Source organism: Phenylobacterium ferrooxidans, from assembly GCF_042714595.1.
GTDB lineage: Bacteria > Pseudomonadota > Alphaproteobacteria > Caulobacterales > Caulobacteraceae > Phenylobacterium > Phenylobacterium ferrooxidans.
Genome location: NZ_JAOTJD010000055.1, coordinates 1 through 24,338 on the forward strand (window position 1 = coordinate 1; position 24,338 = coordinate 24,338).

Annotated in this window: 24 protein-coding genes; 6 read left to right on the forward strand and 18 right to left on the reverse strand. The window is 69.4% G+C overall.

Features of this window, described 5'->3' with window-relative positions; genetic code table 11:
* Positions 1-279 precede the first annotated feature (279 nt).
* A complete protein-coding gene (locus tag OCL97_RS20695; protein ID WP_377371609.1) occupies positions 280-903 on the forward strand; it encodes a glutathione S-transferase family protein in 624 nt (207 codons plus the stop codon).
* 172 nt (positions 904-1,075) lie between these two features.
* On the opposite strand, the gene OCL97_RS20700 is transcribed toward OCL97_RS20695, so the two are convergent.
* From OCL97_RS20700 to OCL97_RS20710, 3 genes are read right to left on the reverse strand one after another with little or no spacing between them, the layout of a single operon-like run.
* The gene (locus OCL97_RS20700; protein WP_304779572.1) at positions 1,076-1,381 is read right to left on the reverse strand and encodes a hypothetical protein; all 306 of its coding nucleotides are present in this window, start codon (positions 1,379-1,381) and stop codon (positions 1,076-1,078) included.
* Complete coding sequence (locus tag OCL97_RS20705) at positions 1,381-2,226, reverse strand: prephenate dehydratase (RefSeq protein WP_304779569.1); 846 nt, start codon at positions 2,224-2,226, stop codon at positions 1,381-1,383. The genes OCL97_RS20700 and OCL97_RS20705 overlap by 1 nt, the downstream gene beginning before the upstream one ends.
* Positions 2,223-2,969 carry a 3-deoxy-manno-octulosonate cytidylyltransferase gene (locus OCL97_RS20710; protein WP_377371610.1) on the reverse strand — a complete coding sequence of 249 codons (747 nt, stop codon included), beginning with the start codon at positions 2,967-2,969 and terminating at the stop codon, positions 2,223-2,225. Before OCL97_RS20710 ends, OCL97_RS20705 begins: the two co-directional genes overlap by 4 nt.
* A gap of 213 nt (positions 2,970-3,182) precedes the next feature.
* On the opposite strand from OCL97_RS20710, the gene OCL97_RS20715 reads away from it, so the two are divergent.
* Complete coding sequence (locus OCL97_RS20715) at positions 3,183-3,908, forward strand: c-type cytochrome (RefSeq protein WP_377371611.1); 726 nt, start codon at positions 3,183-3,185, stop codon at positions 3,906-3,908.
* A 76-nt stretch (positions 3,909-3,984) separates the two neighbouring features.
* Here OCL97_RS20715 and OCL97_RS20720 read toward each other — a convergent pair whose 3' ends face one another.
* Positions 3,985-4,812, reverse strand: coding sequence for a C40 family peptidase (locus tag OCL97_RS20720; protein WP_377371612.1), 828 nt, complete (start codon positions 4,810-4,812; stop codon positions 3,985-3,987).
* Positions 4,809-6,194, reverse strand: a complete 1,386-nt coding sequence (locus tag OCL97_RS20725; protein WP_377371613.1) for a leucyl aminopeptidase family protein — start codon at positions 6,192-6,194, stop codon at positions 4,809-4,811. Before OCL97_RS20725 ends, OCL97_RS20720 begins: the two co-directional genes overlap by 4 nt.
* Before the next feature lie 100 nt (positions 6,195-6,294).
* Between OCL97_RS20725 and OCL97_RS20730 the strand changes: the two genes are divergently transcribed.
* The gene (locus OCL97_RS20730) at positions 6,295-7,110 is read left to right on the forward strand and encodes a tetratricopeptide repeat protein (protein ID WP_377371614.1); all 816 of its coding nucleotides are present in this window, start codon (positions 6,295-6,297) and stop codon (positions 7,108-7,110) included.
* Here the strand turns inward: OCL97_RS20730 and OCL97_RS20735 are convergent, their stop codons facing one another.
* The 10 genes from OCL97_RS20735 to OCL97_RS20780 all read right to left on the reverse strand — a co-directional run bounded on the left by OCL97_RS20735 (position 7,111) and on the right by OCL97_RS20780 (position 17,355).
* On the reverse strand, positions 7,111-8,217 hold the full coding sequence (locus tag OCL97_RS20735; RefSeq protein WP_377371615.1) for an acyltransferase family protein: 1,107 nt from the start codon (positions 8,215-8,217) through the stop codon (positions 7,111-7,113).
* A gap of 44 nt (positions 8,218-8,261) precedes the next feature.
* Positions 8,262-9,245 carry a type II secretion system F family protein gene (locus OCL97_RS20740; RefSeq protein WP_304779548.1) on the reverse strand — a complete coding sequence of 328 codons (984 nt, stop codon included), beginning with the start codon at positions 9,243-9,245 and terminating at the stop codon, positions 8,262-8,264.
* Positions 9,246-9,254: 9 nt separating this feature from the next.
* The gene (locus tag OCL97_RS20745; protein WP_377371628.1) at positions 9,255-10,235 is read right to left on the reverse strand and encodes a type II secretion system F family protein; all 981 of its coding nucleotides are present in this window, start codon (positions 10,233-10,235) and stop codon (positions 9,255-9,257) included.
* A gap of 15 nt (positions 10,236-10,250) precedes the next feature.
* The gene (locus tag OCL97_RS20750; protein WP_377371616.1) at positions 10,251-11,792 is read right to left on the reverse strand and encodes a CpaF family protein; all 1,542 of its coding nucleotides are present in this window, start codon (positions 11,790-11,792) and stop codon (positions 10,251-10,253) included.
* Entirely contained in the window at positions 11,793-13,259 is a 1,467-nt protein-coding gene (locus OCL97_RS20755; RefSeq protein WP_377371617.1) for an AAA family ATPase, read from the reverse strand.
* Between the two features lie 8 nt (positions 13,260-13,267).
* Positions 13,268-13,948, reverse strand: coding sequence for a CpaD family pilus assembly protein (locus OCL97_RS20760; protein WP_377371618.1), 681 nt, complete (start codon positions 13,946-13,948; stop codon positions 13,268-13,270).
* Positions 13,945-15,528 (reverse strand): type II and III secretion system protein family protein, encoded by a 1,584-nt coding sequence (locus OCL97_RS20765; protein WP_377371619.1) that lies wholly within the window; start codon positions 15,526-15,528, stop codon positions 13,945-13,947. The genes OCL97_RS20760 and OCL97_RS20765 overlap by 4 nt, the downstream gene beginning before the upstream one ends.
* Positions 15,525-16,388 carry a Flp pilus assembly protein CpaB gene (cpaB, locus tag OCL97_RS20770; protein WP_377371620.1) on the reverse strand — a complete coding sequence of 288 codons (864 nt, stop codon included), beginning with the start codon at positions 16,386-16,388 and terminating at the stop codon, positions 15,525-15,527. Before cpaB ends, OCL97_RS20765 begins: the two co-directional genes overlap by 4 nt.
* Positions 16,389-16,539: 151 nt before the next feature.
* Positions 16,540-17,058, reverse strand: a complete 519-nt coding sequence (locus tag OCL97_RS20775) for an A24 family peptidase (RefSeq protein ID WP_377371621.1) — start codon at positions 17,056-17,058, stop codon at positions 16,540-16,542.
* Positions 17,059-17,187: 129 nt separating this feature from the next.
* Positions 17,188-17,355, reverse strand: coding sequence for a Flp family type IVb pilin (locus tag OCL97_RS20780; protein ID WP_293495417.1), 168 nt, complete (start codon positions 17,353-17,355; stop codon positions 17,188-17,190).
* A 310-nt stretch (positions 17,356-17,665) separates the two neighbouring features.
* Between OCL97_RS20780 and OCL97_RS20785 the strand changes: the two genes are divergently transcribed.
* The 3 genes from OCL97_RS20785 to OCL97_RS20795 all read left to right on the forward strand — a co-directional run bounded on the left by OCL97_RS20785 (position 17,666) and on the right by OCL97_RS20795 (position 19,356).
* Complete coding sequence (locus OCL97_RS20785; protein ID WP_304779526.1) at positions 17,666-18,160, forward strand: pilus assembly protein N-terminal domain-containing protein; 495 nt, start codon at positions 17,666-17,668, stop codon at positions 18,158-18,160.
* 90 nt (positions 18,161-18,250) lie between these two features.
* A complete protein-coding gene (locus OCL97_RS20790) occupies positions 18,251-18,841 on the forward strand; it encodes a TadE/TadG family type IV pilus assembly protein (RefSeq protein ID WP_377371622.1) in 591 nt (196 codons plus the stop codon).
* On the forward strand, positions 18,832-19,356 hold the full coding sequence (locus tag OCL97_RS20795) for a TadE/TadG family type IV pilus assembly protein (protein ID WP_377371624.1): 525 nt from the start codon (positions 18,832-18,834) through the stop codon (positions 19,354-19,356). The genes OCL97_RS20790 and OCL97_RS20795 overlap by 10 nt, the downstream gene beginning before the upstream one ends.
* Positions 19,357-19,458: 102 nt before the next feature.
* Here the strand turns inward: OCL97_RS20795 and OCL97_RS20800 are convergent, their stop codons facing one another.
* The 3 genes from OCL97_RS20800 to OCL97_RS20810 all read right to left on the reverse strand — a co-directional run bounded on the left by OCL97_RS20800 (position 19,459) and on the right by OCL97_RS20810 (position 23,987).
* Positions 19,459-20,241, reverse strand: coding sequence for an aminotransferase class IV (locus tag OCL97_RS20800; RefSeq protein WP_377371625.1), 783 nt, complete (start codon positions 20,239-20,241; stop codon positions 19,459-19,461).
* Positions 20,238-21,578, reverse strand: a complete 1,341-nt coding sequence (locus tag OCL97_RS20805; protein WP_377371626.1) for an anthranilate synthase component I family protein — start codon at positions 21,576-21,578, stop codon at positions 20,238-20,240. The genes OCL97_RS20800 and OCL97_RS20805 overlap by 4 nt, the downstream gene beginning before the upstream one ends.
* A 171-nt stretch (positions 21,579-21,749) precedes the next feature.
* Positions 21,750-23,987 carry an autotransporter family protein gene (locus OCL97_RS20810; RefSeq protein ID WP_377371627.1) on the reverse strand — a complete coding sequence of 746 codons (2,238 nt, stop codon included), beginning with the start codon at positions 23,985-23,987 and terminating at the stop codon, positions 21,750-21,752.
* Positions 23,988-24,338 lie beyond the last annotated feature (351 nt).

Here is a 24,338-nt window from a genome sequence, read left to right on the forward strand (position 1 = left end):
AGACATCTGCAGAATCCGCTTCGACCTAAGATTTCGACTCCAACGCCATATGCGATTCCCCTGCCCTCTGGGGGAGCTGTCAGCGAAGCTGACTGAGGGGGACTTTGACCCTTGATCTGGGGCCGAAAGGGTCAACTAGGTTGATCCCCCTCCGGCACGGACCTCCGGTCCGCGCCACCGCCCCCACATCGCGCTGCGGCCTGGGGGAGGAACTCAGACTGCTGCCATACTGCTGTCAGCAGGGTGATCTAGGGTGCCTCCAACAACGGAGGAACAGCCATGACGGACCAGATCGTTTTCTACACCCATCCCATGTCGCGCGGCCGCATCATCCGCTGGCTGCTGGAGGAGGTGGGCCAGCCCTACGAGACCCAAATCCTCGACTTCGACGCCATGAAGGACCCGGCCTATCTGGCGGTGAACCCCATGGGCAAGGTGCCGGCCGTCAAGCACGGCGACACCGTGATCACCGAATGCGCCGCCATCTGCGCCTACATGGCCGACGCTTTCCCCGAGGCGAACCTCGCCCCGCCGGTGGGGAGCAAGCTGCGCGGCGACTATTACCGCTGGCTGTTCTTCGCCGCCGGCCCCCTGGAGGCCGCCGTCACGGTCAAGAGCCTGGGCTTCGAAGTCTCCGCCGACAGCAAGCGCTCGGCCGGCTGGGGTGACCTGGGCGACGTCATGGACACCCTGGAAAAGGGACTGACCGGACGCAACTACCTGGTGGGCGACAGCTTCACCGCCGCCGACCTCTATGTCGCCTCGCACCTGGCCTGGGGCATGCAGTTCGGCACGATCGAGCCGCGCCAGGTGTTCAAGGACTATGCGTCGCGCATGACCTCGCGCGCCGCCGACACCCGCGCCACCCAGATCGACGACGCCCTGATCGCCGCCGCGGCTTAGGCGGCCTGAGAGATGCTCCCCTCCTGGGGGAGCTGTCAGCGAAGCTGACTGAGGGGGACTTTGACTCTTGTTCGGGGTCGAAGATGTCGCCTACGGCGATCCCCCTCCGTCTCGCCGCGTTGCGACGAGCCACCTCCCCCACATCGGCGCTGGGCGCCTGGGGGAGGATCTACTACCGCCGCAGCGACAGGATGACCTCGACGTCCTCGGCGCGGCGGTTGCGCACCTCCATGCGGGCCTGGCCGAGCGCATTGGAGAGATCCTTGACGAACTCGGCCAGCGGTCCGCCGTCCAGGCCCCGCACTCGGATCATGTAGGGCGGCGCCAGCTCGCTCATGCCGTTGGCCCAGATCATCGAGTCGACGAAGGCCTCGATGCTGGAGCCGTGCCCGGGCAGGGCCCTGATCTCGGTCTTCAGGTCCTCGCAGAAGGCCTTGATGCTGGGATAGGCCGCGCCGTCCATCTCGATAGTGCGCATCAGACGCGGGTCCGGAACGGGTCGGCGGGATAGACGCCGAGGATTTCGAACTGCTCGGAGAAGAACTGCAGCTCCTCGAAGGCCAGCGCCAGGTTGCGGTCTTCCGGGCGGCCGTCGACCTCGGAGTAGAAGAAGGTCGCCGTGAAGGCGCCGTTCTCCATGTAGCTCTCCAGCTTGGTCATGTTCACCCCGTTGGTGGCGAACCCGCCCATGGCCTTGTAGAGGGCCGCCGGCAGGTTTCGCACCCGGAACACGAAGCTCGTCACGCAGGGGCTGGTGAAGGGCGGCGGCGGCGGCGCCTTGTCGGCGGTCATCACCAGGAAGCGGGTGGTGTTGTTGTGGGTGTCCTCGATGTCCCGGGCCAGGATCTCCAGGCCATAGAGCTCGGCGGCCAGGGCCGGCGCGATCGCGGCCTTGGTGGGATCGGGATGCTCGGCCAGCAGCTTGGCCGAGAGCGCGGTGTCTCCCACCTGCTCGGTCTTCAGCTTCAGCCGGCGGATGGTCTTGCGGCATTGGGCCAGGGCGATGGGCATGGAGGCGACGGTCTTCACCGCCTCCAGCTTCACGCCGGGATTGACCATCAGCTGGAAGTGGATCGGCTTGAACCGCTCGCCGATGATCTTCAGCCCGGAATTGGGCAGCAGGTGGTGAACATCGGCGACCCGGCCGGCGATGGAGTTCTCCACCGGGATCATGCCGAGCTGGCAATCGCCGGACTTGATGGCCTCGAAGGCCTCCTCGAAGGTCGGGTGCGCCACCGGTGTCATGTCCGGGAAGGCCGCGACGCAGGCCTCATGGCTGTTGGCCCCCAGCTCACCCTGGAAGGCGATCCGCCCCGTGCTCATGACCTGACTCCGATTTGCCGGGCGAAGGCCCGCGCCCGCTCAAGATCGGCGGGGTTGTCCACCGAGATCGGCGCGGAGTCGACCACCGTCGCCCAGATAGAGAGTCCCAGCTCCATGGCCCGCAGCTGTTCCAGCTTCTCCCGCTGCTCCAGCGGCGACGGCTTGGCCGCCGTGAAGGCCTCCAGCGCCGCGCGGCGATAGGCGTAGATGCCGTGGTGGTGCCACACCGGCCCGTCGCCATAGAGGGTCGAGCGGGTGAAATAGAGCGCCCGGCCGGTCCTGCCGTCCGGCGCCATCGCCAGCACCGCCTTGACCATGTCGGGATTGGTGCGGACCTCGGGGGATGCTTCCTTCTCCACGATGGTGGCGATGTCGCAGGAAGGCTGGTCGCTCAGCAGTGCCGCGCAGGCCGCGAGGTCGGCCGGCGCCACGAAGGGCATGTCCCCCTGCAGGTTGATCACCACGTCATGGACGCCTCGGGGGTCCAGTTCGGCCAGGGCCGCCACCAGCCGGTCGGAGCCGGAGGGCAGATCGGGATTGGTGAGAACGGCTCGGCCACCGGCGGCGACGACCGCCTCCACGATCTCCGAATCGCCCGCGGCGACGGCCACCGGACCAAGATTCGCGGCCTGGGCCTGGCGCAGAACCCGGACAATCATCGGTATCCCCTCGATGTCGGCGAGGGGCTTGTTGGGGAGCCGGGTGGCCGCAAGTCGGGCGGGGATCAGGACGATGGGGTTCATGAGGGACTGAGCGAATGAGAGAAAGTGGGAACCGCCCGCATTCCGCTCCAACTCCAAAAATGCCCAGATCACGGACGTGATCTGGGGAGCGACCAACTGGCCGGTTGCGCCAGCGCCGGTAGCGTGTAAGAGACGCGGGCGCAATAAGGGGCGGGGATTCCCGCGCTTCCGCCGGTCTTTGGGCCGGCCGATTAGAGGGCCGATTTCAAGACGATGAGCGACCTTACGTTCAACAAAGTCGCCGGCGCCGTGCTGGCGACGGGTCTGGCCATTGTCGGCCTCCGCGAGATCACCACGGTCATGTTCGCCGCCGAAAAGGCGGAGAAGCCCGGCTACACCATCGAGGTGGCTGAGGAGGCCGGCGCCGGCGGCCCCGTGGCCGACGCGCCCATCGACTGGGGCACCGTCCTGCCGGTGGCCGACATCGCCGCTGGCGAAGCCGTATTCGCCAAGTGCAAGTCCTGCCACACCATCGACAACGGCGGCGCCAACGGCACCGGCCCGAACCAGTGGGGCGTCGTCGGGCGCAAGCCAGGCTCGCATGCCGGCTTCGCCTATTCCGCCGCCATGGTGGAATACAGCGCCACGCATCCGATCTGGGGCTATGAAAACCTGTCGGAGTTCCTCAAGAACCCCACCAAGGCGATGCCCGGCACCAAGATGGGCTTCGTCGGCCTGAAGAAGCCGGAAGACCGCATCAACCTGCTGGCCTATCTGAACTCCAAGGGCGGCACGGTGCCCTTCCCGGCTCCGAACCCGGCGGCCGCCGCGGCTCCCGCAGCCGCCGACGCGGGCGCAGCGGCCTCGGCCACGGACCCCACCGCCACCGGTTCGACCGCCACGCCTGCGGCCACCTCGGGCGGCCCCGCCGGCCAGGCGCCCACCACGGGCGCGGCCAAGGCCCCGACCGCCACCGCGGCCCAGAACCCGGGCGCCTAAGACCAGGCGACCCTTCGCGATCGCAACGAGACAGGGCCCTCCGCATCGCGGGGGGTCTTTTCGTATGGGGTCCAGGCTACAGCCTGCGATAGGCCGTGGGCTGGCCGCTGCTGGTCGCGCCGATCCGGACGATGGCCTTCGCCAGCGGCTCTATGGCCGTGGCCATGTGGTGAGCGTTGGCGTGCAGGATGGTCTCCCCGTCCAGCAGGATGGCCACGTGGCCCCGCCAGAACACCAGGTCGCCCCGGGCCAGGGTCTCCGCCGGGCGGCCCATGAGGGTCTGCTGGTCGGTGTCGCGCGGGCAGGCCCGGCCGCAGGCCAGCAGCGCCTGCTGCACCAGGCCTGAGCAGTCCAGCCCCAGGCTCTCGCGCCCGCCCCAGAGATAGGGCGCGCCCAGATAGCGCTCCGCCACCGCCACGAAGTCGGCCTCGAAGACACCGATCGGCGACAGGTGGTCCTCCACGAACCAACCGCTGTTGGAGCCCTTCACGAACCGCCCCTCCCGGGCCTCCACGGCGATCAGGCCGCCCAGGGAATAGGGCCCCAGCGCCCGGCTCTTGATGCTGGGATCCTTGAAGGCGTAGGTGCGAAGGGCCGACACCCTGTGGGTCGGGGCGGGGGCGAGGGGCGCCAGGTCGGCCTTGGCCACGAAGCCCACATAGCCGTCCCGCCGCGCCTGACCCCAGCAGAAGCCGCCCGTCTCCTCCAACACGTCGAAGGTCTCGCCAAACAGCAGCTGGTCCACCTGCTCGGCGTCGGCGTCAGGGCCGGCGCGCAGGGGCGCGGCCGGAACCACGGCGGTCATGGGCGCGGGGTCGCCATAGGCGCCGGCCGCCGCCAGCCCCTCAAGGGACCGGACGGCGAGGTCAGGACGGGCCAGCGTGTTGCGGGGATCGCGGCTCACGCAAACCGGGTCCGGATCATCTGGTAGAGCGCGCGGATGGCCTGGGCTTCGGCGCCCGCCGTCCAGCCCGGACGCCCGCGCGGGTTCCAGGCGAAGATGTCGAAGTGGGCCCAGGGGCCGGCGGGCGCGAACCGCTGCAGGAACAGGGCCGCCGTCACCGAGCCCGCCTGGGCCCAGCCGTCGGGATCGTTCTTGATGTCGGCGATGTCGCTGTCGAGGGCGTCGACATAGCCCTTCCACAGGGGCATCCGCCACATGGGGTCGGAGACCTGGTTCATGGCCGTCTCGATCTGGCCGGCCAGTTCATCGTCGTCGGTGTAGAACGGCGGCAGCTGCGGCCCGAGCGCGGCGCGCGCGGCGCCGGTCAAGGTGGCCAGATCCAGGGTCAGGGCGGGCTCCAGCTCGGCGGCGCGGGTCAGCGCGTCGGCCAGGATCAGGCGGCCCTCGGCATCGGTGTTGCCCACCTCGATGGTCAGTCCCTTGCGGCTGTCCAGGATGTCGCCCGGCCGCATGGCGTCGCCGCTGATGGCGTTTTCCACCACCGGCATCAGGACGGCCAGGCGCACCGGCAGCTTGGCGGCCATGATCATCCGGGCCAGGCCCAGGACGGCGGCGGCGCCGCCCATGTCCTTCTTCATCTGCCGCATGCCGGCCGAGGGCTTGATGTCCAGGCCGCCGGTGTCGAAGACGACGCCCTTGCCCACCAGGGCCACCAGCGGCTTGCCGGCCTCGCCCCAGGTGATCTCGATCATCCGGGGGGCTCGGGCCTCCACCGCGGCGCGGCCCACGGCGTGGACGGCGGGGTAGTTAGCCTCCAGCAGCCCCTCGCCGGTGATCACCGTGATGGAGGCCCCATGCTGCTCGGCGATCTCGCGGGCGATGGTCTCCAGTTGCAGGGGGCCCAGGTCGTTGGCCGGCGTGTTGACCATGTCGCGGGCCAGGGCGCAGGCATGTGCGATGGAATTGACCTCAGCGATGTCGACGCCCTCGGCCACCAGGCGCGGCCGCTCGGCCGTCTTCTTCTGCTTGTAGCGGTCGAACCGGTAGCTGCCCAAGGCGAAGGCCAGGGCGATCTGGTCGGCGCTGATCCCCACCGGGGCCACGGCCATCCGGTAGTCGCCGGCCGGCAGCTTGGCGGGCAGGGCCCGGAACACCATGGGGTCGGCGGGGCTGGAGCCCAGGCCAAACAGCACCCGCTCGATCCCGCCCTCGGCATTGGGCAGGACCAGCAGCTGCCCGGCCTTGGCCTTGAACTCGCCGGTCTCGGCGAAGGCCTTCACGAAGGCCGGACGGCCCTCCAGGAAGCCCGCCAGATCCCCGTCATAGAGGGCGTGGACGGGAACCACGGCGCGGTCGGAGGTCGCAAGGATCACTTCGGTCATGGATCGGCCCTGACGCGGGGCGGGGCGCCCGCTTATGCTTAACGCTTCCTTTAAGCGGGTCTGGGATGGTGTCGACCTCATCCCGGAGCCCGTCCCGTTCATGTGTCGCATGTCGGCGCTCGCCGCAACCGCCCTGACCCTCAGCCTGGTCGCCCTGCCCGCCCTGGCCAGGGCGCCCAAGGCTCCGCCCGCCGCCGCCGCCTCGGCCGCGCCCGAGGGCGCGCGCCGCGCCAGCGCCGAGGAGCGCGGCCTGGCCGCGCGCCTCGACCCCCTGGCCCGGGCCGCCTTCTGGGGCCGCGAGGCCGACCTCGACCCCCGCGACGGCGAGGCCGGCGTCGGCCTGTCCCAAGCCCTGCGCGCCATGGGCAAGTACGAGGACGCCGCGGAGGCCGCCAAGCGCGTCCTGGTCACCGATCCCAAGAATATCGAGGCCCTGCTGGAGGTCGCCCGCGCTCAGGTCGGCCGCGGCCAGGGCTTCTACGCCATCGAGCCCGCCCGCCAGGCCCAGGCGCTCGCGCCCCGCGACTGGCGCGCGCCGTCCCTGCTGGGGATCGCCTATGAACAGGCCAGCCGGCCGGAGGAGGCTCTGGCCGCCCACCGCCTCGCCGCCGGCCTGGCGCCCGAGAACCCCGCCGTGCTTTGCAACCTGGCGCTCTTCTACGCCAGCCACGGGGACGCGCATGAGGCCGAGACCCTGCTGCGCGCGGCCGCCGCCAAGCCCGGCGCCACCATGGCGGTCCGCCAGAACCTGGCCCTGGTGTTGGGCCTGCAGGGGCGCTTCGACGAGGCCGAGCGGCTGGTGCGCCAGGACCTGCCGCCGGAGGCCGTGGCCAACAACATGGCCTTCCTGCGCGCCGCCGCGCCCGGTCCCGCGGGCCCGCCGCGCTCCTGGGACGCCGTGCGCACCGCGCAGTAGTCAGGTCGCGTCGGCGACCTCACGACGTCCGCCCAGCCGGAAGCCGGAAGCCTCCCAGGCCCGCATGGCGTTGCGCGCCGGCCGCTCCACGAGATGGTGCACCACCATGGCCGCCGGGATCACGCCGGCGAACATCAGGGCCCAGACCGGCCAGGGCAGCAGGCCCTCGGGCAGACCGAGCGCGGTGCGCGCCACCCGGGTGAAGACCAGCTCCCAGGGGATGCAGACCATGTAGACGGCGAAGCTGACCTCGCCGAGATAGACGCCGAGCTTGGAGCCCATCAGATTGGAGCCTGAGCTGGCGAGGCTGGCCAGGGCCAGGATCAGGCCGCCGAACAACAGCACCATGAAGAGGTCGGGAATGGTCAGCGCCGCGCCCGCGGCGATGGCCGCGATCAGGCCCGCGGTCAGGGCCTTGGCGCCGGTGGGCGAGACCACCGCCTTGTTGCGCCACAGCAGATAGACGGCGCAGCCAAGCGCGAAGCACGGGACGATCCGCAGCGCGCCCCAGGCGGTGGTCGCCTCGGTGAGCGGATGGCCGGCGAACAGCGGGAAGACCAGGTTGAGGACCACCACCAGAAGGGCCGCCAGGCCCGTGGCGACCCAAGGCCTCGCCCGCAGCGGCCAGAAGATCATCGCGAAGGCCGGGAAGGCCAGATAGGCGAACCACTCGGCCGAGATCGACCAGGAGGGGTGGTTCCAACCCCCTTCTTGCCCCAGGCCCCAGGCCTGCAGCAGCAGCAGCTGAGCCGGCAGCGAACTCCAGACCACGACCTCGTCGCCCGCCTGGAAGCCGGCGGCGGACGCCGCGGCGATCAGCAGGGCCAGGCCCGCCAACACCGCGATATGGACCGGGTAGATCCGCGCCAGCCGCGCCCACAGGAAGCTCCCATACGAGAACCGCTTCTCGCCGAAGCTCTGCAGATAGACGTGGGAGAGGATGAAGCCCGAGAGCACGAAGAACAGCTCGACGCCCAGATAGCCCTTTTCCACCGCGCCCGGCCGGGCGCCGGCCACCAGCAGGGGCCAGTAGTGATAGAGCACCACCCAGGCCGCGGCGTAGATCCGCAGGGTGGTCAGGGGCTTGAGGTTCTCTGGCCGTGGCATGCCGCCACTCTGCGGCGTAACGCCTCAAGGCCAGGTAAACGCGCCTAGTTCTGGGCGACCATGTCCTGGACCTTGATCACCGCGGGCCCGAGGATGACGATGAACAGCACCGGCAGGAAGAACAGAATCATCGGCACGGTCAGCTTGGCGGGCAGCTGGGCGGCCTTCTTCTCGGCCTGGGCCAGGCGCATGTCCCGGTTTTCCTTGGCCATCACCCGCAGGGCGGCGCCCAGCGGCGTGCCGTAGCGCTCGGCCTGGATCATGGCCGTGGTCACCGAGCGGATGCCCGGATGATTGGTCCGCATGGCCAGGCCCTCATAGGCCATCCGCCGCTCGGGCAGGTAGGAGATCTCCGCCGTCAGCAGGGTCAGTTCCTCGGCGAGCTCGATGGAGGTGCCGCCGATCTCCTGGCTGACCTTCTGGATCGCCGCCTCGATGGACATCCCCGATTCCACGCAGATCAGCAGCAGGTCGAGGCTGTCGGGAAAGGCGCCCACGATGCTCTCGCGCCGCTTCTGGGCGACGTTGGAGATGTAGATGTTGGGGGCGTAGTAGCCCAGCGTCAGGCCAATGAAGCAGACGACCACCCGGTTCATCGGCGGCATGCCGAAGTCATTGACCAGGAACAGGTACAGCGCGGCCGTCACCGCGAAGGCGAAGGGCAGGATGAAGCGGAAGAAGTAGAAGGTGGAGACCGGCCTTGGGCCCCGGAAGCCGGCCTGGGCCAGCTTCTCCACCACCTTGGGGTCCTCCAGCAGCCGCGAGAGCTGCAGGCGGTCCACGACCTTCTTGTACAGCCCCTCATCGGTGTGCCGCAGGGTGCCGCCGCCGTTGCTCTTCACCGCCAGGGCCTCGCGCGACTTGCGCCGCAGCTCCTCGCGCCGGGTGGAGACCGACTTCAGCCGGGTCTCCAGGGTCGAGCGGGTGATCATCGGGGTGGCGATGGAGACGATGGTGGCGAAGCTGACCAGGGCCACGAACAGGGTCAGCAGGTTGTCCGGATCGGTCATGGCAGAGAGCAGGTTCATGGGGCTCCCCTAGATCTTGAAGTTGATCATCTTGCGCATCGTGAAGATGCCCAGGCACATCCAGAACGCGCCGATCATCAGCATGATGTGCCCGCGCGGATCATTGAACATCGGCTGCATGTAGGCCGGGCTGGTCACGCTGATCAGCCCCACCACCCCAGGCGGCAGGGAGCCGATGATGATCGCCGAGGCCACGGCCTCGCCCGACATCGCCTTGATCTTCTCGCGCATCAGCTTGCGCGCCCGGATCACGGTGGAGAGGTTGCCCAGGGCCTCGGCCAGGTTGCCCCCGGTCTTGGCCTGGATGGCCAGCACGATGGAGAAGAACCGCACCTCCGGCGTGGGCATGCGGGCGTACATCTTGTCCAGGGCCTGGTCGACGGAGACCCCCATGCCGATGGCCTCCACCAGGCGCTTGAACTCGCCGGCCAGGGGCTCGGCGGTCTCCTGCGAGATGACCCTCAGGCTGTCATGCACCGGAAGTCCGGAGCGGATGCCGCGGGTGATGATGTCCATGCCGTCGGGAAAGGCCTCGGTGAACTTCTTGGTGCGCCGGGCGCCCAGGAACCCCAGCACCCAGCGTGGCAGGCCAAAGCCCGCCGCGAAGCCGAGGCCGAGCGCGATGAGCGGCTTCTGGCCCAGCAGCATGACCATGCCCATCACCACCAGGCCGACGATGCCGCAGATGATCCAGAAGGCGCGCGCATTGTCCGGCAGCCCGGCCTGCTGCAGCTTGGCGGCGATGGTCAGGGTCGCCTTCTTCTGCTGCTTCTCCTGCTCACGCAGGGTCTTGAGAATCTGCCGGCGCCGGGTGTCCTGGGCGCTGGCGGCCGGCCGGCGGCCGGTTCGGGCGGCGGGAGCGGCGCCGGCGCCGAGGATAGCCTGGGCGCGTTTCAGGGTGCGGGCCTGTCCGCTGCTCGGGCCCGACAAGGCCAGCCCCAGGCCCGCGATGACCAGGAAGCCCAGCAGGGCGGCCATGACTGTGATGATCGTCGCGGCCATGACCTATTCCGAGGCGTCGAGGGCTTCGGCCAGCTCGCGCTCCAGGCCGTAATAGCGGGCGCGGTCCCAGAACCGGGGGCGGGCGATGCCGGTGGACCGGTGGCGGCCCACGACATTGCCGTCGGCGTCCTCGCCGGTGATCTCGTAGACGAACAGGTCCTGGGTGATGATCACGTCGCCTTCCAGCCCCACCACCTCGGTGATGTGGGTAATGCGGCGCGAGCCGTCGCGCAGGCGGGCGGCCTGGATGATGACGTCCACCGAGCCGACGATCATCTCGCGGATGGTGCGGGACGGCAGGCCGTAGCCGCCCATGGTGATCATGGACTCCACCCGGCTGATGGCCTCGCGGGGCGAGTTGGCGTGCAACGTGCCCATGGAGCCATCGTGGCCGGTGTTCATCGCCTGCAGAAGGTCGAAGGCCTCGGGTCCGCGGACTTCGCCGACGATGATCCGCTCGGGCCGCATCCGCAGGCAGTTCTTCACCAGGTCGCGCATGGTGATCTGGCCCTGGCCCTCCAGGTTGGGAGGTCGCGTCTCCAGCCGCACCACATGGGGCTGCTGCAGCTGCAGTTCGGCGGCGTCTTCGCAGGTCACCACCCGTTCGGTGGGGTCGATGAAGGCGGTCAGCGTATTGAGCAGGGTGGTCTTGCCCGAACCCGTACCGCCCGAGATGATCAGGTTGCACCGGCAGGCGCCGATCACGCCCAGAACCCGGGCCCCCTCGGGGCTGATGGACGCATAGTCCACCAGGTTCTTCATGGTCAGCTTGTCTTTCTTGAACTTCCGGATCGTCAGGGTCGGCCCGTCCAGGGACAGCGGCGGGGCGATGACGTTGACCCGGGAGCCGTCGGGCAGGCGGGCGTCGCAGATCGGGCTGCTTTCATCGACCCGGCGGCCGACCTGGCTGACGATCCGTTGGCAGATGTTCATCAGCTGGGCGTTGTCGCGGAACCGGACATTGGTGAGCTGCACCTTGCCGGAGACTTCGATGAACACCCGTCCGGCGCCGTTGACCATGATGTCGGCGATGTCGTCGCGGGCCAGCAGCGGCTCCAGCGGGCCATAGCCCAGGACGTCGTTGATGATGTCCTGGACGAGCATGTCCTGCTCGGCCACCGACATCGAGACGTTCTTGATCGCCACCAGCTCGGCGACGATGTCGCGGATCTCCTCCCCGGCCTGCTTGACGTCCAGCTGGGCCAGCTGGGCCAGATCGATGGTGTTGATCAGGGCGTTGAAGATCGTGGTCTTGGTGGCGTGATAATAGTCGGTCTGCTCGCGCACCACCTGGGTCGTGGGGGCCGGCCCCTGCGCGGCCCGCAGCTGTTCGAAGGCCAGGGTGGGCTTGGGGCCCGCCGCGACCTGGCCGCCGGCCCGCTGCATCTCCGGAGCGCCCTTCACAGGGGCGGTGGAGGGGGTGGGCGCGTCGGTGGGCTCGATCCGCTGGGGTCGCGTGGCGATGGCCACGCCGTCGGCCGCCGCCGGGGGCGGAGCCTTGCGGGCGGCGGGACCGTCGCCGTCGGTGGGACGCTTGCCGAACATCTACTTGCGCTTGAACAGGCTGCCGAACAGGGAGGTCTTCTGGACCGGCGGCGGATCGCGGCGGGCGATCTGCTGGGCCAGGTAGTCGATGCCCTCGGCGGCCCGGGACTTGGGCGCCACCTCGCACAGCATCTGGCCGTTGTTGGCCGCCTGGCCAAACAGCTTGGGATCGAAGGGCAGGCTCAGCGACGGCGTCAGGCCGAGCGCCTCGCCAAAGTCCTTCACCGGGATTTCTGGCCGGCCGGGCACGCCCACCTGGTTCAGAACCAGGCGCGGCGGCGCATCATTGGGCCGGGCGCGGCGCACCAGGTCGATCATGTTCTTGGCGTTGCGCAGGCTCGCCAGGTCCGGCGTGGCCACGATCACCAGATCGTCGGAGGACAGCAGGATCTTGCGGGTCCAGGCGGTCCAAAGGTGAGGCAGGTCCAGCACCACGAAGGGGGCGGCCGAGCGGATCTTCTGGGTGACCTCGTCATAGGCCTCGGGGCCGATGTCATAGTCGTTGTCCAGGGTGGCCGGGGCGGCGAACAGCGACAGCCGCTCGGTGCAGCGCGCCATCATCCGGTCCATCAGCACCGGGTCCAGGCGGTCGGGTTGGGTCAGGGCGTCGGCGACCCCCTGCAGCGGGTCCTGGTTGAAGTCGAGGCCGGCGGTGCCGAAGGCCAGGTCCAGATCCACCAGGACCGCCCCGGTCTGCAGCCGCTCGGTGATCGAATAGGCGACGTTGTGGGCCACGGTCGAGGCGCCGGAGCCGCCCTTGGCCCCGCAGAAGGCGATCTGGCGGCCCACGAAGGGCGCCGACGGATCGGCATAGAGGCTGGTGACCGTGCGGACCACCTGCAGCGGGTTCAGGGGCGGGACCAGATACTCGCTGACCCCGCGGCGCATCAGCTCGCGATAGAGGGCGATGTCGTTGGCCGCCCCGATCACCACCACCTTGGTGCCGGGATCGCAGACCTCGGCCAGCTGGTCGAGCTGGGCGATCAGCTGGGGCGCGGGATCCAGGCTCTCCACCATCACCAGGGAGGGGGTGGGCTGGTTCTGATAGGTCTCGAAGGCGCCCACCAGGCCGCCCATGCGCACCACCACGGCGGCGCGCGCCATGCGGCGGTCGGCGGCGGCGCGCTCCACCAGGTCGGCGGTCTCGGGCTGGGCGCAGAAGACGTGGATGGTGATGCGCGGCAGGGTGTGCTCGCCGAGCGCGGCTTCCGCGCTGGCGATCATCTCGTGCACGGGATTGGCTGGCTGGGCGCGCGGCGGCTCGGGCTGATCCAGGTCGTCGGCCAGGGGATCGCCCCCGAAGTCCCGGGTCTCGGGCTCGCGGGCCGGCGGGAAGTCGGCGAAGGGGTCGACGCCCGTGGCCGGCGTCATGGGCGTCTCACGCCAGGCGTCGCTGGACGGCGAGGTGAACTCGTCGTCGGCCTCGAATTCGAGCTCGAAGGGGTCGTGACCCGGCTTGCTGGTCATGGACGCCATCACTTGCCCACTGAGGAGACGGCGCCCTTGGCCTGATCATCGGCGGCCGAGGAGGTGATTTCGCCCTTGCGGTACTTGTCCAGGGCGAAGAGCCGGCGCTGGCTGTCGGCCGGGCCCATGTCGGCGGGCCGGACGAGATCGGCCGGGTTGGCGACCTGGGCGGCCATGTTGGCGGTGATGGCGCAGCCGAAATTGGGCTGCACCTCGTTCCTCGCCGAACGGGCGATATTGGTCCACTGCTCGCCGCAACGCGGCACCACCGCCTGATAGCGGGCATAGGCGACGCGCACCGGGGCGCCGTTCTCGGCGGCGCCGTCATAACCGGCCATGAGGATGGCGGCGGCCGGAACTCCCTGGGAGACCAGGAAGCCGCGGGTCGCCTCGCCGGCGCGATAGGCCGCCGTGGTGTCGGCTCCGCCGGCCGGAGTCTGGATGGTGATCGACCCGCCGCTCTCCCGGCGCCAGGTGTCGACATAGCCCGCGAGCGCCGCGGCCTGGTTGGAGGACAGACCGTGGCCGTTGACCGCCAGGGCGATCTCCTCGGCCTGTTCGGTGGCCGTGGCCTGGAAGTGCTCCGTCGGGGTCCGGGCCTCCACCAGGCGGCTGGGCGCAGCCGTGGTGCCGCAGGCGCTGAGCGCCAGGGCCGACAGGATCGCAGCGGTCTTCAGCGGAGTGTTCATTCGATCACGTAGCCGTACGGCCCCTGATAGGCGCGGCCCGCCTGGGCCTGCGGCTTGGCCTTGTAGGCCTTGGTCAGCTCCCCCATCAGCAGGGTCGAGGCGTCGCTGGCGATCCGCATACCGTCCACCGGGGTCTGCAGGCGGCCGGGGCTGGTGGGGGTGACGATGTAGGGGGTGACGATCACCACCAGCTCGGTCTCGCCGCTCAGGTAGTCGCGGCTGCGGAACAGGGCGCCCAGCACCGGCAGGGTGGTCATGCCCGGCAGGCCGTCGAGGGTCTGCTTGGTCTTTTCCTGCAGCAGGCCGGCGATCATCATCGACCCGCCCGAGGGCAGCTCCACGGTGGTTTCGGCCCGGCGCACGCTGAGCGCCGGGATGCTGAGGGAGGTGTTGGTGGCCGCGCTGGAGACGGTGAACGAACCCGTGCTGGTCAGTTCGGAAACCTCGGTGGAGATCTTCAGGGAGATGCGCCCCTGGGACATCACGAAGGGGGTGAAGCCGAGCCCGACGCCGAAGGGTTTGAACTCCACGGTGATCTTGCCGTCCTGGTCCTGGGCGACCGGGACCGGAAACTCGCCGCCCGCCAGGAACTTGGCCGACTCGCCGGAGACCGCCGTCAGGTTCGGTTCGGCCAGCATGCGGATCAGGCCGACCCGCTCGAAGGCCTTCAAGGTCGCCTCGCCCTTGTTCAGGCCGGGGTCGCCCGCCGTGGTCTTGTTCACCGAGAGCGGGTCGTTGCGATCGACGAAGTCGAAATTCTGGCGCGAATATTCGGTGTGATAGGTGCCCGTGGCGGAGTCATAGACCTGGGTGGCCACCGGCACGCTGCGGCTGATCACCGGAGTCTGGGTGGTGTCGGCCTTGTAGCCCGCGGAAATTCCGCCCAGCAGGGCGCCGTTCACCGCGAAGCTGGCGGCGGTCCCCAGCAGGTACTGCGGCTCTCCCAGCTGGTTCAGCACCGCGTTGAGGTTGAAGCCTAGCTGCTTGATGACATTGCGCTGCATCTCCACGACGCGGACCTTCAGCATCACCTGGTCCTTGCCGGCGATGGTCAGCATGTTCAGCACCTGGTCGGGCCGCTCCACCGAGGCCCGGGCGATCTGCACCGCCTTGTCGGCGTCGCCGAGGTTGGCCACCTCGCCTGAGAGAATGATGCTGGACCGGATGCCGTCCACCTGGACCCGGGCGCCGGGCAAGATGCGGTTGATGGTCTGGGCGATGGCCGAGGTGTCCTGATCCACCCGCAGGTCCAGGGACAGGATGCGGCGCCCGGCGCCGTCGAAGAACACCGCGTCGGTCTGGCCCTGCTTGATCCCCAGGATGAAGATCCGGCGCGGGGTGCGCAGCATGGCCTCGGCCACGTTGGGATTGGTCACCAGCACGTCGCGGGCGTCCACCGGCAGCTCGATGATGGCCGACTTGCCCACGGGCACGGAGAGGGACTGCACGGCCCCGCCCGTCTGGGACAGATCGACCCGCACCACGGCCGCGCCGGTGGTCAGGCCGCTCTGGGCGTTGGCGGCGCCGGCCAGGCTGGCGGCGGCCAGGACAAGGGCTGTGAAGAGGGCGCGCGGGTTCATCGAACAAGCACCTCACTGGCCGATCCGCCACGGTAGACCCGAAGGCCCTGGCCGCCGCGCTTGCCGGGCACGCCGCGGGACGCCGCCCCGCCAAGATCGGCGTAGGAGCGCAGGGCCAGCTGCATCTCGCCCTGGGCCTTGCCCCGCGACAGCACCTCGGCGTCGGCGGCGGGAACCTCCAGCACGGCCACGGCGCCGACGATGGTGCGGGCGTCCTTCTCGGGATCGGTCTTCTGGTCGATGGCCAGGACACGCAGGTTGCGCATCAGGGTCTCGGAGACCCAGGTGCGGCCGTCGGCGGCCTGCTTGCTCTGCAGCACGTCCACCCGGTCGCCCGGCAGGATGAAGCCGCCCACCGCGGTCTCGGCGTTGATCGGCACGCTCATGGCGCGCATGCCCGGCAGCAGCACCACGGCCATGTAGCCGCTCTGGCCGCCGCGCACGACCTTGCGGGCGATGACCGGCTCGCCCTTGAGGATGGGCTCCTTGACGATGGCTCCGTCGAAGGCGGCCATCGGGCCCTGTGCCATCATGGCGCTGGTGGTCTGGGCGGCCTTCTGGGCCACCTGCTGGGCGGTGGAGTCGGCGACGGGGGCCGGGGCCGCGCCGTCGGTGACGAAATTGGGGTTCAGCGCCTCGACGGGCCAGGGCTGCCAGGACATGTCGGTGGAGGACAGCCTCGCGCCGACGGGCAGGTCGCGGCTGGCCACCAGGACATTGGCCATGGGCTTGGTGGGCGCGGCCACCGCGACCACCGGGGCCGGCGCCTTCTTCGGGGCCACCATGCCGCGCACGAAGAACGCCAGCACAATGGCGACGATCGCGGCGACGGCGAAGATGGCGATGCGGACGGCGCCCATGAACGACTACTCGAGGCTTCCCGCTAGGGAGACCGGGGTGACTGGCGGCGGCCCTGCGATCCGCCCGGGCGCACACGATTCGAAACTCCGACCTTCTGCCGGCGCATCGCTTTTGGGGCCCGCATGGTTAACGCGGGCTAAAGGAAGTCGCTCAGGACACCCCGGGGAACGCCGCCATCAGGGCGCTGGCCGGGAAGGCCGCCAGGGCGCCGACCGCGATGGCCACGCCGTACGGGACATTCTCGCCGGGCGTGGCCAGGCGTCCGACCCAGGCCGGGCCGCTCAAGACATATGGCCGCACCCACATCGAGCGCAGGGCCAGCAGGCCCATGGCCAGGGCCCCGCCCGCGACCCCGGTGACCAGCAGGTAGGTGGCGAAGGCCGGCCAGCCGAGCCAGAGGCCCGCGGCGGCGAACAGCTTGGCGTCGCCGCCGCCGATCCAGCCCAGGGCGAACATCACCATGCCCATGACCAGGGCGATGGCGCCGACCCCCGCCTGGGCGCCGATCGCCTGGGGCGTCAGGCCAAGCGCGAAGGCGGTGGGGAAGAAGGCCAGGATCAGGGCCGCCGAGATCCAGTTGGGGATGGTGTAGCTGGTGGCGTCGCGCAGGGCGCCGACGATCACCAGGGCGGGAAAGATCGAGAGCAGGGCGGCCTGGAGCAGGGGCATGGGCGGGAGACCATCTGGCGGGGTTCGAGCCTCATCCTGCCGCCTTTGGGTGAACGGGAGGTTTCAGACAGCGAAAGGGCCGCGGCGCTTTCGCACCGCGGCCCCCGCAATGTTTCGGAGCGAAGCCGCTTATTGCGGCATCGCGGTCCCGATCTTGGTGAAGGTGCCGGCGATCTTGCCCGACAGGGTGTTCATCGCGGTGATGAGCACGACGGCGATCAGGGCGGCGATCAGGCCATACTCGATGGCGGTGGCGCCGGATTCATCCTTCAGGAAGCGCGTGACGAACTTGGACATGGTGGTCTCCTTGGAAAGTTGCGAACCAGTTGGTGAGTGAGGGATCAAGTCACCGACTTGTTCGCCCCGAATTGCAGGATCAATTTGCGCCCCCTCGCTTAATGTCGAGTAAACACGGAAGTATTCGAGGAACAGTTTCTATGGTTTACTTTCGTTTACTGTGAACACCCGTTAACCATGGACCCTGAATCGGCCTGGAATCGGGGGTTTTGCATAATGATTCTCGCGCGCGCGTGAGTCGGTCTGTTCTTCAACCTTTCTTGACCATTCCCGGCGAGTCTGACGGACAAGTTTTTTTCAGGTCCCCGTCATGCGCCGCCCGCTTATCGCCGCCGCCCTCGCTCTCCTCGCCCTCGCGGCCCAGGTTTCCACGGCCGGCGCGGCGACGATTTCGGCGGTCATCGACCAGGGTGTCCGCATCACCCTGCCGGCCGGCGCCCGCGACGTGATGGTCGGCAACCCCGCCATCGCCGACATCAATGTCGTCGACAGCCGCACCGCCGTGATCCAGGGGCGCAGCTACGGCGCCACCAACCTGATGATCATCGACGCCCGCGGCCGCACCATCCAGAACAGCCAGATCGTCGTCAGCGCCCCCAGCGGCAACCGCGTCTCGCTCTATCGCGGGCCGGGCGCGGGCGCCGCGGTGGCCAATGTCGCCAACTACGCCTGCGCGCCGCGCTGCGAGCGCACGCCGATGCCGGGCGAGGTCGACAGCGAGTACAACCGCTACAGCATGCCCTTCTCCGCCTACGCCCAGCGCGCCGCCGAGGCCCGCCGCGCCGTCGCCCAGAACGGCCAGTAGCCAGGCGTCCGCCAAAGAGATCGGCGGGCCTTAAACCTCCGATTCAGCAGACTTGGCTATGCTCGCGGGGAACACCCCCTCGAGGACGTCATGAGCCGCCGCGCCCTTGCCTTCAAAGCCCTGCTGCTGCGGTTCGCCGCCGCCCGGCGAGGGACCACGGCGATCGAGTTCGCCATCATCGCCCTGCCCTTCTGCGTCATGCTGTTTGGCATCATCGAGCTCGGCCTGGTCTTCCTGGTCTCGGTGACCCTGCAGAACGCCACCGACAACGCCGCGCGCCAGATCCGCACCGGCCAGTTTCAGACCAGCGGGTCGAACGCCAAGGGCGACTTCAAGACCCAGGTCTGCAACCGCATGGCCTGGCTGGCGACGCAGTGCGGCGGCAAGCTGACCGTGGCGGTTCAGACCTTCGCCGACTTCAACACCGCCAGCAGCAACAGCGCGACGGCCGGCACGGCCTGGACCCCGGCGGCGGCGGCGGCCACCTGCTTCTCCACCGGCGCCCCCGGCGACATCGTCCTGGTGCGCACCTACTACGAGTGGGACGTCTTCACCCCGCTGCTGAACAAGTCGCTGGTGAACATGGGGACCAACTCCAACAAGCGGCTGATCTCCACGGTCGCCACCTTCCGCAACGAACCCTATTCCACAACCACCCCGGTGGGCGCGAAATGCACCTGAAGACCCTGATCAAGGACCGTCGCGGGGCCGCGGCGGTGGAGTTCGCCTTCGTCGCCCCGGTGATGATCCTGATGTACTACGGCCTGGCCGAGCTGACCCAGGGCATGATGGCCGACCGCAGGGCCAGCCACGTGGCCTCGGCCATCGGCGACCTGGTGGCCCAGGACACCATGATCAACACCAGCGAGATGAACGACATCTTCAACGTGGGAAAGGCGATCATCGCCCCCTTCCCCACCAACGGCCTGTCCATGCGCGTGACCTCGATCCGCAAGGACTCCAGCGGCGCCATCCAGGTGATGTGGTCCAAGAGCTCGGGCTCGATGGGCGTCCTGACCACGGTGGCCAGCGTGCCCGCCGGCCTGATCGCCAACAACGAGAGCGTGATCCTCGCGGAGTCCAGCTACGTCTACAATTCCGCCACCAAGCAGGCCCTGCCCAACGCCCTGACCTTTACGCAGAAATACTACCTCAAGCCCCGCAAGACCGCCCAGGTCACCTGGAGCACGAGCTAGGTCCCCACTTTTCCTGCCCCGTTTACGGGGAAGGGGGACCGCCCGAAGGGTGGTGGAAGGGGCGGCCGCAAGCTCCGAGCCCGGTCTCGCCCCCTCCACCGGCTACGCCGGTCCCCCTCCCCCATGAATGGGGAAGGAAAATAGCCCCGCGATCTCCGCCACCCGCGCCGAGGCTTCGAACCTCCGCCCGTCCAGGCTCCCCACTTCCCGCACCCCGATCAGGCTGTTGGTGAGGAACACCGCCTGCGCGCCCGCCAGCGCCTCCACACCCGCCGCCACCTCGCGCACCGCTGTCGCCGCCATCACCTGGCGCCGCACGATCCCGTCCAGCACGCCACAGGCCAGGGCCGGCGTGAACACCTCCCCGCCCGTGATCCAGAACAGGTTGGCCGCCGCCGCGCAGGCGATCTCGCCCCGCCCGTTCAGCATCACCGCCTCGTCGGCCCCGGCGAGGGTCGCCTCGCGCCGGGCCAGCACATTGTCGAGATAGGCCAGGGTCTTCAGCCGCGAGGCCGGCGAGCCCTCATTGCGCGCCACGGTGCTGATCATCAGCCGCGCCGGCGTGCCCGGGACGGCCGAGGCCGCCGCCGTGGCGAACAGGGCGGGCTGCGGCGCCTGCGGCCGGTCCAGCCCCCGCCCCCCACGCCCCCCCGCCCAGGTCAGCCCCACCGCGGCCCGCGCCGTTCCCAGACCCGCCTCCGAAATCGCCCGCCGCATCAGCGCCTGCGCCTGCGCAGGATCGGGCGCCGGCAGGCCCAGCACCGCGCAGCCGGCCGCCATACGCGCCAGGTGCGCGTCGAGGTCGACGAGCTCGCCAGCCCGCGCCAGCACGGTCTCGAACAACCCGTCCCCCAGCAGCAGACCCCGGTCGTCCAATCCGATCACGCGCCCGCCTCCATCGCGCGCAACAGGGCGGCGATCTTGTCCTGCGTCTCGATCCGCTCGGCGCGCGGCTCGCTGTCGGCGACGATCCCCGCCCCCGCGCGGGCCTCGATCGCCCATCCCTGCCCATCCTGCACGCAGGCCGCGGTACGGATCAGCACACTCGAATCGAAGGCCCCGTCCGCGCCCGCCCAGAACAGCGAGCCGCAATAGGGGCCGCGCGGGCTCTCAAGTTGGGAGATGAGTTTCATCGCCTGGACCTTGGGCGCCCCGGTGATCGAGCCCGGCGGGAAGGCGGCCTTCAGCAGGTCGATGGCGGTCCGCCCCGCCGCCAGCCGCCCGCTCACCGTGGAGACCAGGTGATGGACATTGACGAAGCTCTCCACGGCGAACAGCTCCGGAACCTTGACGCTGCCCGGCGCGCAAGCCCGGGCCAGGTCATTGCGCATCAGGTCCACGATCATCAGGTTCTCCGCCCGGTCCTTCAGGCTGACCGCCAGTTCCGCTGACAGGCTGGCGTCGTCGTCCGCCGTCGCCCCCCGGGGTCGGGTGCCCTTGATGGGCCGAGTCTCCGCGGCGCCGCCCGCCGCCACCTGCACGAAGCGCTCGGGCGAATTGGACACCACCGCCAGGCCCGCCAGTCGCAGATAGGCCGCGAAGGGCGCCGCGCTCTGGCCGGCCAGCCGCGCCAGCAGGTCGAAGGGGGTCACCCCGGCGCTCAGCCGCCCGGTCCAGGCCCGCGCGATATTGGCCTGGAAGATCTCTCCCGCGTGGATGCGCCCCACCACCTCGGCGACGGCGGCCTCATAGGCCTCTCCGTCCGAGCCGGTCAGCCCGTCGGTCAGCGGCCCCCGGGTTGCCGGTTTCGGCAGCTCGTGCAGCCAGCTCATCGCCTCGAAGGCCGCCTGCTCGCTGTCGGCCTCGTCGAAACCGCGCCCGATGGCGATCACCTGGCGCTCCTGGTGGTCAAAGGCCAGGACGCTGGAATAGAGGCCCACCGCCAGGTCGGGCCAGTGGGGACTGCGGGCCAGGCCCAGCGCCTCCACCCGGTCGCCAAGCTCATAGGCCGCCAGCCCCGCCAGCCCGCCCTGGAACGGCGGACCGTCGCGGGCGGTCTCGCCCTGCGGACCCAGCAGGTCGGTCAGCGCCTGGAAGGGATCGCGCGGATCATCGGCGCCCAGGGTCAGGACCGCGTCGGGCCGCCTGGCCAGATAGGACCACCGCGCCCGAGCCCCCTGCCCGCCGGACAGGAAGGCGATGGCCCACGGCTCGCCGGCGAAGGCCGACAGGACCTGCAACGGCTCGCGCCAGGAGGTCCGAAGCTGGGCTGCGACACGCATGGGGCGGGCCATAGCGCCCGCCGGGTTCGAAGGAAAGGAGGGGCATGGACCTTGGCGGGTACGAATGAGCCTCATCGGCCAGGCTCAGGTCGACGCTTCTACCTCTTGGGGTTCAAGGCGCGACAGGGGCAGGCAGCCCTCGTCGCGCCCTGGACTCCAGGTCGCTGCGCCTTAGAGCCGCAGCAGGAAGCTCACCATCAGCTGGTGCGCCGAATAGTTCTGGGTGCGCCACAGATAGTCGTAACCCGCGCCCACCGACCAGGCGCCAAGGCTCTTGTAGGTGAAGCCCGCCCCGACATTGAACGTGTCGGCGTCGGCCTTCAGGCCATTGACGGTGAAGGCCGGACCGCCGCTTTCGAAGGCTGCGGTGTTGGTCATCATCTCCTCGCTCATCGAGTGCAGCCACTTGCCGTGGATCTCGGGGCGGAAGATCCCCGGCCCGGCCATCGGCATGTCGCGGGAGATTTTCACCCCCAGGCCGCTCTGCAGGAAGTCGTACTGCTGGGCGGCGACCTTCAGGTTGAGGGAGGGGTCACCGGTCTCGGTATAGGCGTCGGTCCGCAGGTCGGTGTACTGCAGCGTCGCATAGGGGGTGACCACCGTCCGCCCGTCACCGAGGCCGAAGTGATAGCCGGTGGTCGCGAAGGCGGTGAACTGGCTGCCGCTGTAGTCGGCGACAGCCGTGCTGTCGACGCCGGTGAAGGCGACGTGGCGGAAGCCCGAATAGTCGTCGAAGCCATAGGCGATGGAGCCGTTGAGGAACCAGGCCCCGGGGGCGTAACCGACATAGGCCGTCGCCTGGTAGGAGCTGATGTTCCCGTGGCTGCGGGCCGGATTGGCGCCGGCGCCGCCGTTGTTTCCGTCGATGGACGACAGCGCGTAGCGCAGGCCGAGGCCGGCGCGGGCGTTGTCACCGATCGGCGCGTCATAGGCCACCATGGCCCCGGCGATGCGGGACTCGTTGCCCTCGTAACCGGCGACATCGCCCTGGCGGTCGGAGCTGAACGGGGACCGCTCGTATCCGAACCCGGTCATCCACAGATGCGGGCGGCGGTCGTCATCGACCTGGCAGGCCGAGGCGTCGGCGGCGCGGCGCGCCTCGCGGTCGCGCATCTGGCTGTCCTGGGCGCAGGACGGCTGCCCCCCCTGGAGGTGAGAGGCCCACAGGTCCTGGAACCGCTGGGTGGCGCGGAAGGCCACCTGCGGCGAGGCCAGGTTGGCGGTGCCCGGACCCAGCTGGGCCAGGGCCGCGGCGATGGCCGGGGCGCTGGGCAGCAGGGTGATGGCCGTGAGGACCCCCACATTGGTCGGGGTCACCGGCAGGGCGTCGATCACCGGAGCGATGACGATGGGCAGCACCGGGCTGACCGCCGGCGGCAGGGGAACCACGGGAACCACGGGCGCGCCTGGGACCACGGGGACCACGGGCGGAACCACGACCGGCGTCACCACATCCACCAGCGGGATCTGGGTGGTGGTGATCCGCACCTGGCCGGCCACGGTGGGCGCCGCGGAGAAGGCGTAGCGCAGGGTGTTGCTGGTGGCCGTCACCGTGCTGCCGGTGGTGCCGCTGGTGGCGTCGACGATGTTGAAACTGGTGCCGTTGGCGATCGGACCGGTGACCGTCACCATCACCTTCAGGGCGTTGCCGATGGTGGCGGCGCCCACCGGGACGATCTTGCCGTACAGCGAGGGGCTGAAGATGGTGGTGTTGATGGTGCCCGCCACCGGAATAGCGAAGGCGCCGGCCACGTTCAGGGTGTTGGTGTCGAGCGTATAGGTTCCCGCGTTCGCCTGGCCGGTGATCAGGGCGTTGCCGCCGGAAACCCGCACCAGCTTCAGGCCGCTGGCCGCCCCGACCGCGCCGTCGAAGATGCTGCCGTTGTTGAGGGTCAGGGTGCCGGTGTTGGCGCCGGCGGTGTTGGTCAGGGCCGCCTTGACGGTCTGGCCGGCCCCCACGTTCACGAAGCCGTCCCCGGCGAAGTCCAGGGTCGAGCCGGTGTTGCTGGTGAAGCCGCGATTGAAGTTGACCGTCCCGCTGCCCGTCACCGTGAAGGTGGTGGCGTAGACCGGGCCGTTGAAGGTCACCGTATTGCCGTTGGCGCCGGCGGCGATGTTGAGGAAGGTCGAACCTGTGGCGCCGACGAAGCCGGTCACGGTCGAATTGTTGTTGAAGCGGATATTGGCGGTATTGGCCGCAGAGGTGGTGATGCCGCCGCCCGCGTCATTGCCGGTGTTGATGTCCTGGGCGCCGACGGTCAGGGTTCCGGGGCCCTGGGTGTCGACCCCGGTCGCCACACCCACCGGGCTGACCACGCCGGGCAGCACCACCACCTCGCGCGCCACGGCCATTGTCGAAAGTGCCGCGAGCGCGAGGCTCAGCGGCGGAATCAGGAACATGTTTTTCATGGCGGCCCCCTCCAGGGTCCGTAGGCAGTCTTCCAAGAGGTCTTGCCGCTGTGTCTCGCGGGCTGCCTGAACCGCACCGCCGGCGCCCCGCCGGGCGCCGGAAGGCGCAAACGTGGCGTGAGCTAAGCGCGCCTCGGCGACGCCGGTTCCAGGCGCTCCGCCTAATTTTCGAACAGCCGCGCGACGCCCGGAATTCCATCTCCTCCTCCCCCTCTTTGCCGGGAAGTGGAGAGATCAGCCGCAGGCCTCCAGCATTTCCTCCTCTCCCCCAATGAGGGCAGGGCTATCGCATATGACCGAGCATTGAGAAGAGGAAGGCGTCATCCCATCCGGCCCGCTTGATTTTGGTCT